Origin of the sequence: Dyella sp. (assembly GCF_036384435.1) — a bacterium.
Classification (GTDB): domain Bacteria; phylum Pseudomonadota; class Gammaproteobacteria; order Xanthomonadales; family Rhodanobacteraceae; genus GSA-30.
This window is the reverse complement of sequence record NZ_DASVMI010000125.1, coordinates 1-14,826: the sequence shown is the minus strand read 5'-3', so window position 1 is coordinate 14,826 and position 14,826 is coordinate 1. Positions and strand designations below refer to the sequence as shown.

The window sequence follows — 14,826 nt, the reverse complement described above, 5'->3', positions numbered from 1 at the left end:
GGTGGCTCGCGGCGCGCAGTTCGGACCACACGGTCAGAACGACAATTCATTTCGTTCGCAGCAACATACGATGAGTATGCAATCGCACGCGGTGATGCAGACGCGTGCAGCGCCGTCGATGGCCTATCACGCGCGGTCCATGCCCATGAGTGGTGCTCGTCTGGCCAGTCCCATGGCTCACGCGGGCGGTGTTGTGCCGCATTCCATCGGTGGTCATCACGAAGGCGGGCGAGGGCGTTGATGGTTGGATAGCCGCGGTCGGCCACCCATGCGGTCTCTTCGCTCGCCGGACGACTGGAGAAAGGTGGTGGGATCTGGCTAATATTCTGCAACTTTCGCGGCTCCAGGCCTGGCATCATGTATCGCAACATCGGCGGGGCGCTTGCCGAACTGGCCGGCGACGAGTGCGCATGCGTGATCAAGGCCCTGGGGAGCGGCACAGACAGGCATCGGTCGGTGCATGAAGCCAGGAAAGCCATTCGTCGCTTGCGCAGCATCCTGGCCCTGGTGCGCGATGACATGGGAGATCAGGTGGCGCCTGTCGATCACGCGTTCAAGCGACTGGGAGAGGGTCTGTCGGCGTTGCGCGATGCCCACGTGGTGATTGCTTCGGCAAGCAGGATGGCACAGGGTGGGGAGGCCGGCTTGTGGCCGCCGGTGATCCAGCGATTGACCATGCGGCGAGATAGGTTGCTTGCCGATGCCCTGGCGAAAGATCCAGGTTTCTTGCGTCGCCAAAAACGCGCTCTCAAACTCGCGCATGCGATCGGGCAACTTCCCTGGATCAAGGTGCGTAAACGATCGGTGGAGGCTGCGCTAAAGCTGGCTGGAAAGCGCGTGGACAAGGCTCGGTCGAGGTTTGAGAGCGACCCCAAACCGTTGTTGCTACATAAATGGCGGCGCAGGGTGCGTCGACAGCGCATGCAGGTCATGGCCTGGAACGAAGCAACAGCGGCGTCGACCCATCCTGCGAATCAGCAGGCGAAGGCGCTTTCCAGGTTATCCGATGCCCTGGGATGGCGACAGGATTTGCAAGTCCTGCGTAGTCATGTGCGCCGGGTTGCCACGCCGGATGAACTGCCTCGGCTTTTGGCTCATATTCGCCAGGCCATGCAGCATGCAAGCCTTTGAGTGCAGGTCGCCGGTAAACTGATGCACCGTGATGCCAAGCGTACAGCCGTTATGATCGATCACTAGGGCATGACCAAGAGAGGCAGGCGATGACGCCACCTGTGCAAGGGCGCCAGCATGTTCTGGGCCTGGAGAACATAGGTTTTATCGTGCTTACCTTCGTGGTGGTATTGGTGACCCATGCCATCGCGTACCTGACGCACGAATATGCACATTCGATAACAGCATGGACACTGGGGTGGATGTCCAGGCCTTTTGGTATCGATTACGGGCATGCCACGCTCGGCAATTTGGTGTTTCTTGGAGACGTGTCCGACAACGTCGACTACGAACCCATTTTTGCCAGCGGTCATGGCTGGATGGCGGCAGCCATCGCACTGGCGGGGCCATTTCTTGGCAACGGTGTCGTATACATCCTTCTCCAGGTGTTGATGTCACGGTCGCTCGTTGCATCGAGGCGTCACATGAGCCTTTTTCTTTATTGGTTATCGCTCATGTGCGCGGCGAACGTATGGAGCTATGTGCCTATCCGTGCGATCACGACTCACGCAGATATCGCGTGGGCTGCTCGAGGGCTGGGTGTATCGACGTGGGTGCTGTTTCCTTTTCTGATGGCCATCTCGGCGTCCATCACCTGGCATTTCTTTCAGCATGCCTTCCGCAAGGCACATACGATCTTGGCAGGTGGTTCATACGTGAACCTGATTGTGCTCGTGGCATTCACTGGCTTCTGGTTCTTCTCCTTCTTCGGCGGCGACGGCATGGACGGATCGTATGGAACGTTGTCCCAGGTCCTGTCCATCCTTTCGCGCTACGCCCTGTTCCCGCTTTGCGTGGCATACCTGGCCGCCCGGTACCTGGATCTTCGCAGCATGGGTGGCCGTGCCGACAACGTAGCGACTTCATCAAGCCGTTCTTGACCCCGGACGCTCATTGAACGCCTTTGCCGGCATCGGGAATGAACCGAGTGGGGTGCCGAACCGGCAGGTACTCGCCTTGAGATTCATGGGGCCGGACGGGACTGCCATGAAACTTCGATTTGCCCACCATTTGCGCGCCATCGCCGCGCTGCTGGTGGTTTTTTATCATTACTGGGGTATTTTCTTTTCGGCTACGGTACGGTCGATTGTCGGTGTGCCGACCAGCTTCGCGCCCGCCCAGCCCGAGTATACGCATCACGTGATGGCTCCCCCGTTGGGCGACTTTTTTTATGGGGTCTTCGGCGTCGGCCTGTTCTTTCTCATCAGCGGATTGGTCATCCCCATCAGTCTGCGGAATCTCACGGTAAGTCAGTTCCTGGTGAGGCGATTCTTTCGTATCTATCCCGTCTATTGGCTATGCCTGTTCGTAAGCGCATGCTTGTATGTGGTCAGCTCACGATATTGGTCCACGCCGCTCTCCGAACGGATAAGCGCGCCGTTCCTGTGGCGTAACCTGCCGCTTTTGCATAGTGCGTCGGGTATGCCGTCGCTGGATTTCGTGTGCTGGTCGCTGGGGGTGGAGATCAAGTTCTACATCGTCTTTGCACTGATATCGCTGTTTGGTCGGCATGCGCATCGGGTCATGACGTGCATGGTCATTTTTTCGACCCTGTGCTGCCTGGTCGCATGGATCGCGTCGCGGCAGCCGGCACAGGATTCGATGGTGATCCAACTTGCATCCGATATGCGGTTCATGACTTTCATGTTTCTTGGCTGCTTGTTCTATTACGTGCTTTACGGCGAACTCAGCGTCAAGGCGGCGCTCGGCTTTGGCCTGATCATCTATGCGCAGTTCCTAGGCATCAACATGTCCTATGGGGACGGCTTTCCTGGGGTTCTGGCAAGCAATTACACTTATGCCTTGCTGGTATTCACGGCCTGTTACCTGGGCAGGGCAAGATTCAAGCGAAACAGGTTGCTGGATTTCCTGGCGGATATCAGCTTTCCGCTGTACCTGATTCATTCGGTCATCGGCTATGTCGTGATGCCTATCCTGATGGACAACGGATTGGTCTATACGCCGGCTTGGATGGTCAGCCTGGGCATGGCCATCCTGGCTGCATATGGGATTCACCGGGTGGTCGAAATCCCTGCCAATGCCTTGGGTAAACGATTGGGTTCTCGCAGAACAGAAACCCGTGTCGTGGCGTGCCGTGACCCTGCTGGATGAGCGTCATTGCGCGGATCAGGATGAAAAAAGGATGTAACTAAATGATTTTTATGGGTTCGTCGGCATGGATTATCCTGCTTGGGTTTATCTTTCAAAATCGAATGACTTGATAGCCAAGTTCGGCTATATGATTCATGGCACATAATGCTTGTCAGGTTAGGGCGAAAATCGGTTAAGCTGCATACAATGCAGCTGTGGATGCCATGGGCCCAAATCCATGGATGTTCGAAAGCATAATCATGGTTTATCGGTAGTTTCGCTCCTGATATGTTGATCGGGGGCTATCCGATCTCTTCTTAAGGGGTAACCGGATGGGTGATGGGTCACGAGGGAACGTGTGGCTACGGCATGCTGCGGTAGCCATCGGCTATGCAGTGGGATACATGGCGCTTCGGCAACTGTCCTGGTCGCACTGGGTGCTCTTTGCCGGCTTCCGCCTATCGGTGTTGCTGTTGATTCCCTATCGCTACTGGCCTGCCCTGGTGGTGGGTGAGTTGGTACCCGTGGGTTACACCGGCCTCATCCATGCCGACGATTACGGTGCCTTGTGGGCGGCTGTCATGATGGTGCCTCCCATTGCCCTGGCCATGCCATTGGTGAAGGTGTGCCGCGACCGACTGGGCATGCTGCCGCGTCATGGGCAGGCGCGCATGAGCGTGATGCTCGGTTGTGCCATGGCCGCGTCGACCTTGTGGACCTTGGCCAATGCGGCAGCACTGGCTGTCGCGGTGGTCCCGGCGGGTACCCCCCCTTATGACTACAAGGTGCAGTGCGCTCGCTGGCTGCTGGGTAACTATCTGGGAATTCTGACCCTGGTTCCATTGGTACTGATGATACGGCCGGCATGGTCAAGGCGCGCTGCGGCATGGCGCTTGACGCTGGTGAGCGCGCTGCGTAGCCGTCTGCTGCTTGAAACCTGCGTCTTCCTGGTGCCGTTGTTGGCCTTGCTGGTGTGGATTGGCCTGGATGCTGGCGAAGGTTCCCGGCAGATAGCTCGCATGCTGATGTTCCTGCCGGTTATTGGGCTGGCACTTCGCCATGGCTGGCATGGCGCCGCGGTGGGCGGCACGGCTGCAAGCATCGTGGTGGCCTTTACGATGCCCGAGCGCTATGACGCCACGACCTTGCAGGCCGAGCTTTTTGTCGCATTTGCCGTAAGCACGATGCTGCTGTTCGGTAGCCAGTTGACGGCGCTGAGCCACAACGGTGCCCAGCGGCTGCTTAGAGCCGACCAGGCTTTGGATTTGGCACGGCGCATTCATTGGCAGCATGAAACGCGCCTGCGCAGGACCGCCCGGGCGATCGAATCCATCAACGATTCGGTACAGGCGACCGAAGAAGCCCTCTTCGAACGATTCGGTGACCTGCGCCCGGATGAGGACACCGAGGAGTTGCGCCAGCGTGCTGGCGAGACCCGGGAGAAGCTGACGGAACTGGCCCAGGGGCTGCAACCTCCCAATCTGGATCGGCACGGCCTGGTGGCAACGCTCCGCTACGGCAACCTGGCCCATGCACTGGACAGCTACGGCATAGGGTATGTTTGTCGCGGTCATGGAAAGATCGGCGAGTTGTCGAAGGCACTCCAGCTCGATGTTCATCGACTGGTCTGCGAAGTGATCAGCGAGCAGTGCAACAACTTCAGCGTGACCGATATGGCCGTCCGAATCCGTAGCGGACAGGTCATGGGACGTCGCTGGGTGGTTGTACGTGTCGATGCCCGGCATTCCTCGCAGGAGGACCTGCGCATCATGGGTAGCCATCTGTTGTCCAGGCTGGCCGTGACTGGCCTGGATGTGGAAGCCATTCGTGATCGCGCGGCGCTCTACGAAGGCAACGTCCGTTACCGTCGCCTGGGCGACGGTGAGCGTGTCAGCATCATGTTGCACGAAGCCGTCGCATCGCCGGCAAGGCGGATGGCGCCCGGAGCGGGCGCCATCACGGATCTTGTCAGTGTCCGTTGAGATGCGTGCTGCATTCGACCGGGTCGTTGCAGATGGATGATGCCATCACTGCCGTGGAACCATTGCTCTGCGGACTGGCTGTCACATTGACCGTATCGTCGTGGTAGACCGACACGCTATTGGACGGCGGCGTGGGAGTCGACGATCCTGCCGGCGCGGTCTGGACATATTGCGAATCCAGACCCATGGGAAGCACCAGAAACTGTCCATTCGATGAAGCCACGGCTGCCAGGACATGGCCTGAGGCATCGTTGATCTGAATGTATTTGACTCCGGATTTCACCCACACGTAAGCGTGGTAGTTAGGGTTGGAGCTGACGTCCTGCGTGTCGCTGGGCCAGGAGTTGCCCAAGCCGGCTGACGATTGTTGCTGGGCCATGGCCGGACCGGCAAGCAAGGTGGCGAACAATCCAGCAAGCAGGGCGGGTCGAATGTTTGATTTTTTCATGGGTATCCCCTTGGTCGGTGGTGGTAGTTGCATGGGCGGTATCACTCTGTATTGACCAGAAAGCATGTCTTCAGCCGCGACAAAGCAGGGTCGTGGATTTAGACCGATCTACTGCGTCAAGCAGTTGAGTACGAGGATTTGAAGCGTTTAAAAATGACGCTTTCCGATTAACCCAGACACGGGATTCTAGTGATTGGGCTTGGCGGCAAGGCGCCAGCAATGACAATAACATCAGGATTAGTCTGATGCATGGCTCGCAATGACTAATAATCATTTTTAGATGCCACTGAAAACGCCTTTTGTGAAGGACAAATTTTTTATGGATAGCGCTTTTGGTCGGCTTTTGTCTTGTGCATTTCTGTTTCGGCGGATGCGGATCGAACTGAAGTTTGCGGTCCAAGACCTCATCCACGAGTTGGCTGGACGATGGCGGAAGCCCCGATGCATCGGGCCAGACGGAACCATGGACACCTGACTTCGACGCAAGATCCCGAAAAGCTCACATGAATGGCAGTTTCGATAAGGTGTTACACGACGTTGCCGGAAATCAGGTTTTGCCGGATGGACATTGATCTTTGAGCCTGGTAAGCGCAGCAGGCGTTTGAACATGCTGGCCGTGAATAGGAAATTTTCCATGGAAACCTGTCAAATGCAGGTGCGACCATGGCGTTGATTCTTTGGCTATAGACTTGCATAGATGATGCACGGTCATGTACGTCGTGTCGGTGTTTGCTTCTGACACGACATGGCATAAGCGCATGAGCTTGCCGAAGCGAACTGAATCATGACTAGCTGTTCAATAAGAGCCGGCACTCCCAGCGATCCGCACCGACTGTCGGGTCTTACATGCAGTCGTGTCTGCTGTTTGCTTGACAGATCGATGGCAAGTGAAGCGAAATTTTCAGGCAGTTGTTCCGAGCGACTTGTACCGATGAGCGCCGACCCGAGCCAGGGGTTTGCTCATCTCGTCAGCGATCTTCCGCAGTACATCCACGACGTGAACATTGGCTTGGGTAAAAAGCATGCCACCAAACGAATTATCGCCAGTGAGCTGTTCATCGCTCCCGTCGCTGCGAGATCTATCCAAGCGACTGGGCAGGCTCACGGTGATCTTCTCCTTGCCATGTTTTCCAGTTGGCAAGCCAGCTCCTCGATCTGATATTGACTTGCCGGGAGACGCCGGGGTATGGAGAAAAGCCTGAGGTGTTCCAAAAATGCCATATTTCAGCCCCGGGAGCGACCGATGGCGCAGCAACCATGGCTTGATCATTGCGCAGGAAACCCTATCGATGTTCATGCAGTTGATTCGCGGTGTTGCCTTGTGGTTGGTCGCGGGGGTGGCGTTTGCCGCACCGGCCAGCACAGACCTTAAAACAGCGCTCGGCCACATAGCGGAACAGGCCAGGCCTGGAACGATGGGCATCGCGGTCATGAATGTTGCCGATGGAAGGGTCGTCAAGGTCAGCGGTAATCGTTCATATCTGATGATGAGTGCATTCAAGGCGCCCATTGCGGCTGCGGTGCTCGCACGGGTCGACAGCGGCGAACTCAAGCTCGATCAGCGAGTGCGCCTGGTGCCAGGAGACGTGGTGCCTGGTTCGGCGGTTCCTTCGTTGGGCGATCAATTGAAAGCAGGTGCGCTCGATGTTTCGGTCGAGGCATTGCTACGTGCCGCCGTTACGCAAAGTGACAATACGGCGGCAGACGCTTTGCTCAGGTTGCTCGGTGGCGGCGCTGTCGCCACGCACTTCCTCCAAAGCAAAGGTATTGCAGGCATGCGCATCGATATGGGCGAGCGCGAACTGGGACAGCGCCTGAATGGGTTCAGGTCAACCGAACCATCGCCCGCTCGCGAGTCGGCCCTGGCCGCCGAGCAGCGGGAGAAGCGAGGCTTCGAGGCCGTCCTGGCCAGCAAAGTAAACACAACGACGCTTGATGGCGCGGTGGCATTTCTCGACAAGCTGCAATCAGGACGTCTCCTTTCGACCTCTTCGACCCGGATGCTGCTAGGCATGATGACTGCGCAAATTATTCCGAACCGCCTCCGTTCTGGATTGCCCGCAGGATTTCAGTTGGCCGACAAGACCGGAACCGATGTGACTTACCAGGATCGCCTGGGGGCCTGGAACGATATGGGCATCATCACGACGCCCGATGGTCGCCGCGTGATTGTCGCCATATTCCTGAGCGACTCGCTTGCTACTCCCAAACAAGCCGACGCATGGTTTGCCGAGATCGGGCGACTTGTTGCGGCGTCGATGCACTGATGCTCCCGGATGGCCAATGAGTTGAATCGTCACTGTGGCCTGCGCTACAACCAGGTAAAACTAAAGCCTGGGTTGCCATAGCTCGACTTTGTTTCCTTCCGGGTCGAGGATCCAGACAAAGCGGCCGTTTGGATCCTTGTCATCACGTTTCAGGATCGTGATATTTTTCGATCGCAGTCGAACCAGCACGGCATCCATATCGTCCACGGCATAGTTGATCATCACTCCACTGGTTGAAGGCGCGAAATAGTCGGTGGTTGCCGGGAACGCATTCCACGCCAGGGCAGGTGGATGTTTAGGGGCGTCATAACGGAGGGCTGCGCCTCCCCAGGCTTCCACTGGCATACCCAGGACATCGCGATACCAAGCTGCGAGCGCCTTGGGGTCTTTCGCCTTGAAAAAGATGCCTCCAATGCCGGTGATATGTCCGGCAGGAGGCGTGGCGGACATTAGAGGGCCGGCGACTGAAAGCATGGCCAGGCATGGCAGCAAGATCGATAGCCGTTTCATGTCGTTACTCCGGGTTCTTGCGAGTTGCCCCGCTGGGTTTTTCTTGGGAGGCTGCCGGTGCCTTTCAGCGATACACCTGCCAGATGCATCACATGCCAGCCCTTGGGGTATGGACGGTGTATTGGGTCACACCTTTTCAAGCATAACGTCTGCCGTGACACCCATCACTGCGGAAAATTCCTCGGGAACTGGCAGACTTGCACAAGGCCTGCCTGGAAGGGCCAGCGGCTCCCGGTCCAGGGCAGTCAATTCATCCGGGTATAAAGCAAGGCATCGTAAAAGCATACGTGCTTGCCGCATGGGATATTCTGGAAAATCTTTACCGCGTAGGCATGGAGATCGGAAATGGGTTACACATCAGGCGCAAAGCTTCTCCTTGCTCTTGGATTGTTGGGCATGGCATCCGGCGTTTGTGCTGCCAGCTTCGATTGTGCCAAGGCCAAGAGCGATACCGAGAAATTGATCTGTAAAGACGCTGAAACATCGGCGCTGGACAGTAAACTTCAGCAAGCCTACAAGACGGCGCAGGCTGCCACGGATGCCGCTGGCAAGAAGGTGCTGGTGGATGAGCAGCGTCATTGGATTACCTATGTTCGCGACCTGTGCACGGATCAGGCGTGCTTGCAGCAGGCCTATACGGCGCGTATCGCCTTGTTGGCGCGCAATGAGAAATACATCATCGACAAGTCATCCTGCGAGACGCTCGCGGGTGGTACGCAATGCGTGAACGTGGTGACGTACCGAGACCCCAGTATCCGTATTCATTCGTTCAACCAGTCGCTGGGGCAGGCCAAACAGGCTGGGAAGATCATCGGCTGTAGCCAGTTGATCAACCTGCCAGTCGGCACCGCCGGAAGCAATAACAGTTTCGGTGGCATCTGCACCTTGCAGGACGGCACCCAGCGCAAGGTTGTAGAGATTTGCGACGATGACATGTTCGGTCACTTCGAAATAAAGCCCATCGACTTGCAAGAAACCTCCGAAAAAAATCTTATTGGCTTCACCCACGAGAACTGCTTCGGCGGCTGATTCCATTCAATGACCTATAGGGAGCTTTCCATGCCAAATAACACCAGTATTACGCCTGATCAGTTGAGCACACTTTTCTATGGTGCTGAATTGGGTGGGCAAGGTAGCGCCGCAAACCATTTTTCCTACGCTGAAAAGGGTCAGAGTACTTATTCGTTCGGTGTGGCGCAGTTCGATGTGGGCAATGCGCCTTCGGCGCAGAAGTTCCTGAAGGACAACGGATTCAGCGATGACGATATCAAGAATCTTTCAAAGCACGGCGGCCTGTCGCGGGCGGAACTGGATAAGCTCGATGCGAAATTGCAGGCGATCCCCCAGGAAAAGGTCGACGCATTCACCAAGGATCACCTGCAGAACCTGGTCGGAGATGTCGACAAGGCGATCGACAAGGTACGCGCGCTGAACCCTGCCGCCGCCGATGCCATCAGCAAGGACCCCAAGCTCCAGCTGTCCATCGCCGACTACGAAAACCAGTTTGGTTCGGTTGGCCCTCAGCTAGTGGGTTACCTGGCGGGTAAGCAGGAAAAATTGCAGGGCGGGACCATACAGGCGGGCGATCCGCCGACGCGCGAGGATTTGCTCAAATTCGTTCAAAACACGAAATACGGCCAGGATCCACACAACGCCAAGGCGATCGAGAGCCGCACCGAGCGATTTGATCACGCCATGGGCACACTCAAACTGGGACCGGCGACATCGGAACCGGGCCATGCGCCGAGCAAGACCCATCCGGCGCAAGATAAAAGTGACCAGAGCGGCGACATAAGCAAGGTACAGGGCGAACTGGCCCAGCTCGGTTACAAGGACAGCAAGGGTCAGCCATTGGAGGCCGATGGCAAGCTCGGCAACAATACGCGTGCTGCCCTGGAGAAGTTCCAGACCGAGCATGGCCTGACCGTGGACGGCAAGATCGGCCCGCAAACCGAAAAAGCCATGCAGACTGCGCTGCACACCCAGGTCAGCGACATGCAGGGCCATCTGGCGCAATTGGGTTACAAGGACCACAACGGCCAGGCGTTGAAAGCCGATGGCATCATGGGGCCAAACACTCAGGATGCCCTGAAGAAGTTTCAGACCGATCATGGCTTGACGGCGGACGGCAAGATCAACGCCCAGACCGAAAAAGCAATCGATACCGCGCTCAAGGGGCAGACCAAGGGGGCTGCGGCGGCCCCGTCTCCCGGGCTTGATGATCCGAAGAACCCTCACCATGCGATGTATGAGCAGGCGCTGGCTGGCGTGCACAAACTCGATGCAGCCATTGGCCGCACGCCTGATCAGCGCAGCGCCCAGTTGGCTGCCGCGGTGACGGTTGATGCCGTCAACAAAGGCCTCACTCGCATCGATGCCGTTGCGATAAGTGAAGACGGTACCAAGACGTTTGCCGCGGATAACTCATCGGCGATAAGGAAGCTCGCCGAAGTACCCACGGTGCAAGGACTCAATACACCCATGCAGCAGAGTAGCGCGGCGGTGGAGGCTGCCACTCAGGCTCAGGCCAAGACCCAGGTTCAATCACAGGCACAAAGCCAGATGCAGGCCCAGCCTGCCCAGGCCCAGCCACAGCCCGCTGCGGCAATGGCCCGGTAAAACGTCGTCTGCGGGAGGCCACGCTTCTTCGACTGGTCGGCTCGGTGTATGCCGCTTCAGCGCGAAATACCGCATGTGATGTGTCGCAAAGCGCGACGCATCACATGCGGTGTTGCCAGCATGAGCGATGTCACCAGGCAAAGCGCATGGGTTTTTCACCCATCCCACGTATGGAGTTGTGAGGGCGTTGTTGGTCACCCGTGTCGTGCTGCTGATTTTCTCGTGCGATTTCGAGAGGAGATGCCGCGTTCGCTTGCATCATCATCGAGCGATGCCACAGGCAATGCGCTCACCGCCGCCGCCCAACGGCTTGGGAACGTCGGAATAGTTGTCCGAGCCTGCATGGATTATCAGGGCGTGACCTTCTAATACCGCCAGTTTCTTCAGGCGCGGCGCCATCACGGGTGTGGTCCCCGTGCCATCGGGGCCAATAACGATCCTGGGTAGGTCACCTTCGTGGCCGCCTGATTCGGGGCCTCCATGCTTGCCTGACTGCGTAGGGTCGAAGTGGCCGCCAGCCTTCAACGCTGCGCTTGCCTTGCCATCTTTTTCGCCGGGGTCGCAGCTGGGATTTTCATGGACATGAAAACCGTGCGCTCCTGGAGGCAGGTCTTTTAAAGCTGGCGTAAACAGTAGTCCAGCAGCCGTCTCCGTTACTACTACTTTGCCGATGGAGCGGCCTGTGCCTTCCGCAGATACCAAGGAAAATGGCACCGTGAGACTGTCTTGTGCGGCATGTACGAAAGGACTGGCAAGCAAGCTGACGGTGGTGAGCATAATTTTCCTCATTTGAAACCTCCTTGGATAAACCAAATACCTTGACCCTGTGAGCTACGAGGGTGGTCGCCTTACTGCGGCGACCACTCTATGGAACGCGCGGTCACGATATGGTTCCATTCGTGCTTTTGGGATACGTGCAGCGCATCACGTCCGTCGATTCAGCCAAGATGCTATCGGTCCAAGCTGCGGTGAACACGGCGTCTCACTCTTTTGTTTGACGAGGCAGTATGGGGTACGCGCATACCTATCAGCAGCTACGCAAGGCTGCTTACTTAGGTAGTCCCGGCTTGTTGTTATAGGTGAAGAGCATTTTTGAAATGCGGTTGACGCTCCAGGAGTAGGGGCGAGGCGAGTGTGCAGTCCTCATGCATGCGGGCGAGACAATGGATCGTGCCGGCCATGCCGGTCATCAACCCTGGCGTGAATGCTGACTGTGTCATGCCACTGCCCATGTTGCATGACTCTTCGATGGCCGAGATCAGTTGAGCGCTGATCTGCTCACGATCGATCGCGTGATAGCCGGTATCCAGTGCGGCCGAGCGTGCGAGCAACTCCCATAACGAGAAGTCACCGTGACATAGCGAAAGCGAGTTGCCCCATTGCTGGCTTGACTTTGCCACGGCCCGGCGCATATCGCGCAGATGGCGTGCATCGCCTCCACGTGAATACAGGTCCGTTGCGACCATCCCGATACCCACGCTGCCGCCGCACCACGTGTGGATATTGCTATGGCCGGACGGCTGCTCACGCCAGTTGCCGGTTTGCGTATCGAACAACGACTCCTGAAAAGCAAAGGTTGCCTGGGCTAGCGCGCTCCAGCGTTGGCGATCGAACTTGCTACCGGCATCGGCCAATGCCAGGCGGGCAAGCGCCCAGCCGATACCTGTCGCGCCGTGTGCGAAGCCGCCAATCGGATCGGCGAAGGCCTCCGTGGGCCAACGTGCGCCACGCTCATCAATGACGGCGCACGATTCAAGATGCTTGCCTGCACGTGCCGCCAGATCCAGCCAGCGTCGGTCATTCGTTGCCTCGGCAAGACCCAGCAAAGGCACGATTGCTCCGGCACTGCCGTCGATGATGTCGAGCATGCGATCTGATTCGAAGCCGTTGCGCTCCATGGCCTGGCCGCACTGCACGGCGCTGGCCAACAGTTCAGATTGTCCCATCAGGTCGTGCAGGGCCAGCCAGTACCAGATGCACCCGCCTAGACCAGCGAAGCCACCCAGATTGCGTGGATCGTCGGCCATGGCATGGAGTACCCGCACGGCGCCCTTAAGCGCTGGCTCCACGCCAGCGACGGCATCCGCGCGCCCGTGCGCTACCTCATGCAGATATCCGGCCAGCGCCACGGCCACGCCGCCGAGGCCTCCATACAGATCCCAATACAAGGGCTGCACGTGCCAGCCACTGTGATTGACGCCTGGTGCTATCCAGGTGACGGTGCCGTCGTTACCGTGTACGGCCAGTTGAAGCAGGCGTTCGACGGTGTGGGTAGCCAGTTTTCGTCTTCGTGCCTCCAGTTGCGTCGCATGTGGATGCGTGGCGAGCATGCGGTCGTCGAGCCTGCCGGGGCCATCGATACGATGATTGAGTTCTGTAACTACCAGGGCGGTGCGGATCGCCATTTCTTCCAGCTCAATGCGCATGGCGCGCCAGTCACCGAGCGTGGCCTCGATGCGTGCCCGGCTGAGTGGCGCGGTGAATACGGGTACATCGCCATGGCACAAATCGTCCAGTTCACCGGCGATTTCCTCGGCTGATGACGGTGCGATGGGCATGACGGCGGCATTGCGCATGAAAAGATCCCGCGCCTTGTCGAGTGCGGTGGCTTCCTGGTGCAGCGATGCTGGATGCCACAGCATGCGTGCAATATCCAAGTAGGTTTTGGTCGGTCGCCGTATATCACGTGCGTGGGACCCCATGAACATCTCGACCAACGGAACCAGCCGGCCCTCGGCATCGAGCTGGCGCAAGCGCGCGGTCGCTGCAAGAAAGCCTTCGCCGATGTCGTCCCAGAAACGTGGCAGTTCCGGATGTGGGCTGGGATGGTTCTGGGCTGCGGCAAATTCGACATCAATGATTTTTATGCGCGCTTCGGTCGTGCCTTCGCCATCGACCACGGGGGCATGCACGCGCGGCTGCTCGCCGGGCAAGCTTCCGGCAGCAGAAAAATCGACATTCTCCAAGCCCGGCGTCGAGGCCCGGAACGGCACGATGCCCGTACGCAGCACTGAACGGCGTATCAGTCCTTCAGCCAGATCATGGGCGTGGCCGTAGCTCGATGAGGCGTCGGCATGAATGCGTGCAAACAGGCTCTCGATATCGACCACCATAGGCACAGGACCCACCGCGATCAGGTTTTCCAGATGGATATCAGTGCCGCCCAGCAAGCGCAGGACGGCCAGCCAATGGCCCAGGCTGTGATAAAACGTATGCAGTTCGCTGTCGCTCACGCAATAGCGGTGCTTTGCATAGGCGGCCCAGCCATAATCGCCGCAATCCAGTACAGCGGGTACACGGATGCGTGTTGCCTCCTCGCCGAACACCTGTGCGAGAAAATGGTCTAGCACTGCATCGATCCGTAGCGAACGCGGCTTGTACATGACCGTACCGCCTTCGAAGACCAGTCGCGCTACGGTATGCCCACCGGCATGTGAATCACCGTGTCCCAGCGTCAGGCCGATAAGCTTGCCTGGCACCTGACCTAGCAATGCAACGAGTCGTTCGCGATCGACCACGAGACGTTCGACCAATGCTTCTATCGCACCGCGCTGTTGGTCCAGCATGCGCCTGAGGCGTGGCAACAGGGGCGGATAAAGGTGATCCAGGGAGGCGGCAAACTCCGCTTGCATGGCGAGTGCTACGAACTGGGCGAAGCGACTGGAATCGTCATCGGCGGTTAGCATGCCAGCGCGTTTGGCGGCATGCATTTCGAGAAGTAATACTCGGTTGAGCTTGA

13 protein-coding genes are annotated in these 14,826 nt (G+C 57.9%); 8 read left to right on the top strand and 5 right to left on the bottom strand.

Annotated features, from left to right (window positions below; genetic code table 11):
• From VF436_RS12470 to VF436_RS12450, 5 genes are all read left to right on the top strand, one after another.
• Positions 1-241, top strand: a 241-nt coding sequence (locus VF436_RS12470; RefSeq protein ID WP_330904354.1) for a hypothetical protein, incomplete at its 5' end; no start/stop codon positions are given.
• A 116-nt stretch (positions 242-357) separates the two neighbouring features.
• Positions 358-1,131, top strand: a complete 774-nt coding sequence (locus tag VF436_RS12465; protein WP_330904353.1) for a CHAD domain-containing protein — start codon at positions 358-360, stop codon at positions 1,129-1,131.
• Between the two features lie 89 nt (positions 1,132-1,220).
• On the top strand, positions 1,221-2,051 hold the full coding sequence (locus tag VF436_RS12460) for a hypothetical protein (protein ID WP_330904352.1): 831 nt from the start codon (positions 1,221-1,223) through the stop codon (positions 2,049-2,051).
• A gap of 106 nt (positions 2,052-2,157) precedes the next feature.
• Positions 2,158-3,282 (top strand): acyltransferase, encoded by a 1,125-nt coding sequence (locus VF436_RS12455; RefSeq protein ID WP_330904351.1) that lies wholly within the window; start codon positions 2,158-2,160, stop codon positions 3,280-3,282.
• Between the two features lie 335 nt (positions 3,283-3,617).
• Positions 3,618-5,243, top strand: a complete 1,626-nt coding sequence (locus tag VF436_RS12450; protein ID WP_330904350.1) for an MASE1 domain-containing protein — start codon at positions 3,618-3,620, stop codon at positions 5,241-5,243.
• Here the strand turns inward: VF436_RS12450 and VF436_RS12445 are convergent.
• Together VF436_RS12445 and VF436_RS12440 are read right to left on the bottom strand one after the other, a co-directional pair.
• The gene (locus tag VF436_RS12445) at positions 5,230-5,691 is read right to left on the bottom strand and encodes a hypothetical protein (RefSeq protein ID WP_330904349.1); all 462 of its coding nucleotides are present in this window, start codon (positions 5,689-5,691) and stop codon (positions 5,230-5,232) included. The two genes, VF436_RS12450 and VF436_RS12445, sit on opposite strands and share 14 nt — an antisense overlap.
• Before the next feature lie 901 nt (positions 5,692-6,592).
• Entirely contained in the window at positions 6,593-6,988 is a 396-nt protein-coding gene (locus tag VF436_RS12440) for a hypothetical protein (RefSeq protein ID WP_330904348.1), read from the bottom strand.
• Positions 6,989-7,028: 40 nt separating this feature from the next.
• Here VF436_RS12440 and bla point away from each other — a divergent pair, with 40 nt between their 5' ends.
• Entirely contained in the window at positions 7,029-7,958 is a 930-nt protein-coding gene (gene bla, locus VF436_RS12435; protein WP_330904347.1) for a class A beta-lactamase, read from the top strand.
• A gap of 60 nt (positions 7,959-8,018) precedes the next feature.
• On the opposite strand, the gene VF436_RS12430 is transcribed toward bla, so the two are convergent.
• Positions 8,019-8,408: a VOC family protein gene (locus tag VF436_RS12430; protein WP_330904346.1), complete on the bottom strand. Its 390-nt coding sequence runs from the start codon at positions 8,406-8,408 to the stop codon at positions 8,019-8,021.
• A 456-nt stretch (positions 8,409-8,864) separates the two neighbouring features.
• On the opposite strand from VF436_RS12430, the gene VF436_RS12425 reads away from it, so the two are divergent.
• Positions 8,865-9,497, top strand: a complete 633-nt coding sequence (locus VF436_RS12425; protein ID WP_330904345.1) for a lysozyme inhibitor LprI family protein — start codon at positions 8,865-8,867, stop codon at positions 9,495-9,497.
• Positions 9,498-9,527: 30 nt separating this feature from the next.
• The gene (locus tag VF436_RS12420) at positions 9,528-11,087 is read left to right on the top strand and encodes a peptidoglycan-binding protein (protein WP_330904344.1); all 1,560 of its coding nucleotides are present in this window, start codon (positions 9,528-9,530) and stop codon (positions 11,085-11,087) included.
• Positions 11,088-11,348: 261 nt separating this feature from the next.
• Here VF436_RS12420 and sodC read toward each other — a convergent pair whose 3' ends face one another.
• On the bottom strand, positions 11,349-11,900 hold the full coding sequence (gene sodC, locus VF436_RS12415; protein ID WP_330904343.1) for a superoxide dismutase [Cu-Zn] SodC: 552 nt from the start codon (positions 11,898-11,900) through the stop codon (positions 11,349-11,351).
• Positions 11,901-12,160: 260 nt separating this feature from the next.
• A partial coding sequence (locus VF436_RS12410) for a type 2 lanthipeptide synthetase LanM family protein (RefSeq protein ID WP_330904342.1) occupies positions 12,161-14,826 on the bottom strand: 2,666 nt, incomplete at its 5' end.

Excerpts from the sequence above, each read along its gene's own strand:
- VF436_RS12465 (WP_330904353.1), top strand. The coding sequence starts at position 358 with ATGTATCGCAACATCGGCGGGGCGCTTGCCGAACTGGCCGGCGACGAG.
- VF436_RS12460 (WP_330904352.1), top strand. The coding sequence starts at position 1,221 with ATGACGCCACCTGTGCAAGGGCGCCAGCATGTTCTGGGCCTGGAGAAC.
- VF436_RS12455 (WP_330904351.1), top strand. The coding sequence starts at position 2,158 with ATGAAACTTCGATTTGCCCACCATTTGCGCGCCATCGCCGCGCTGCTG.
- VF436_RS12445 (WP_330904349.1), bottom strand. The coding sequence starts at position 5,691 with ATGAAAAAATCAAACATTCGACCCGCCCTGCTTGCTGGATTGTTCGCC.
- VF436_RS12440 (WP_330904348.1), bottom strand. The coding sequence starts at position 6,988 with ATGAACATCGATAGGGTTTCCTGCGCAATGATCAAGCCATGGTTGCTG.
- VF436_RS12430 (WP_330904346.1), bottom strand. The coding sequence starts at position 8,408 with ATGTCCGCCACGCCTCCTGCCGGACATATCACCGGCATTGGAGGCATC.
- VF436_RS12425 (WP_330904345.1), top strand. The coding sequence starts at position 8,865 with ATGGCATCCGGCGTTTGTGCTGCCAGCTTCGATTGTGCCAAGGCCAAG.
- VF436_RS12420 (WP_330904344.1), top strand. The coding sequence starts at position 9,528 with ATGCCAAATAACACCAGTATTACGCCTGATCAGTTGAGCACACTTTTC.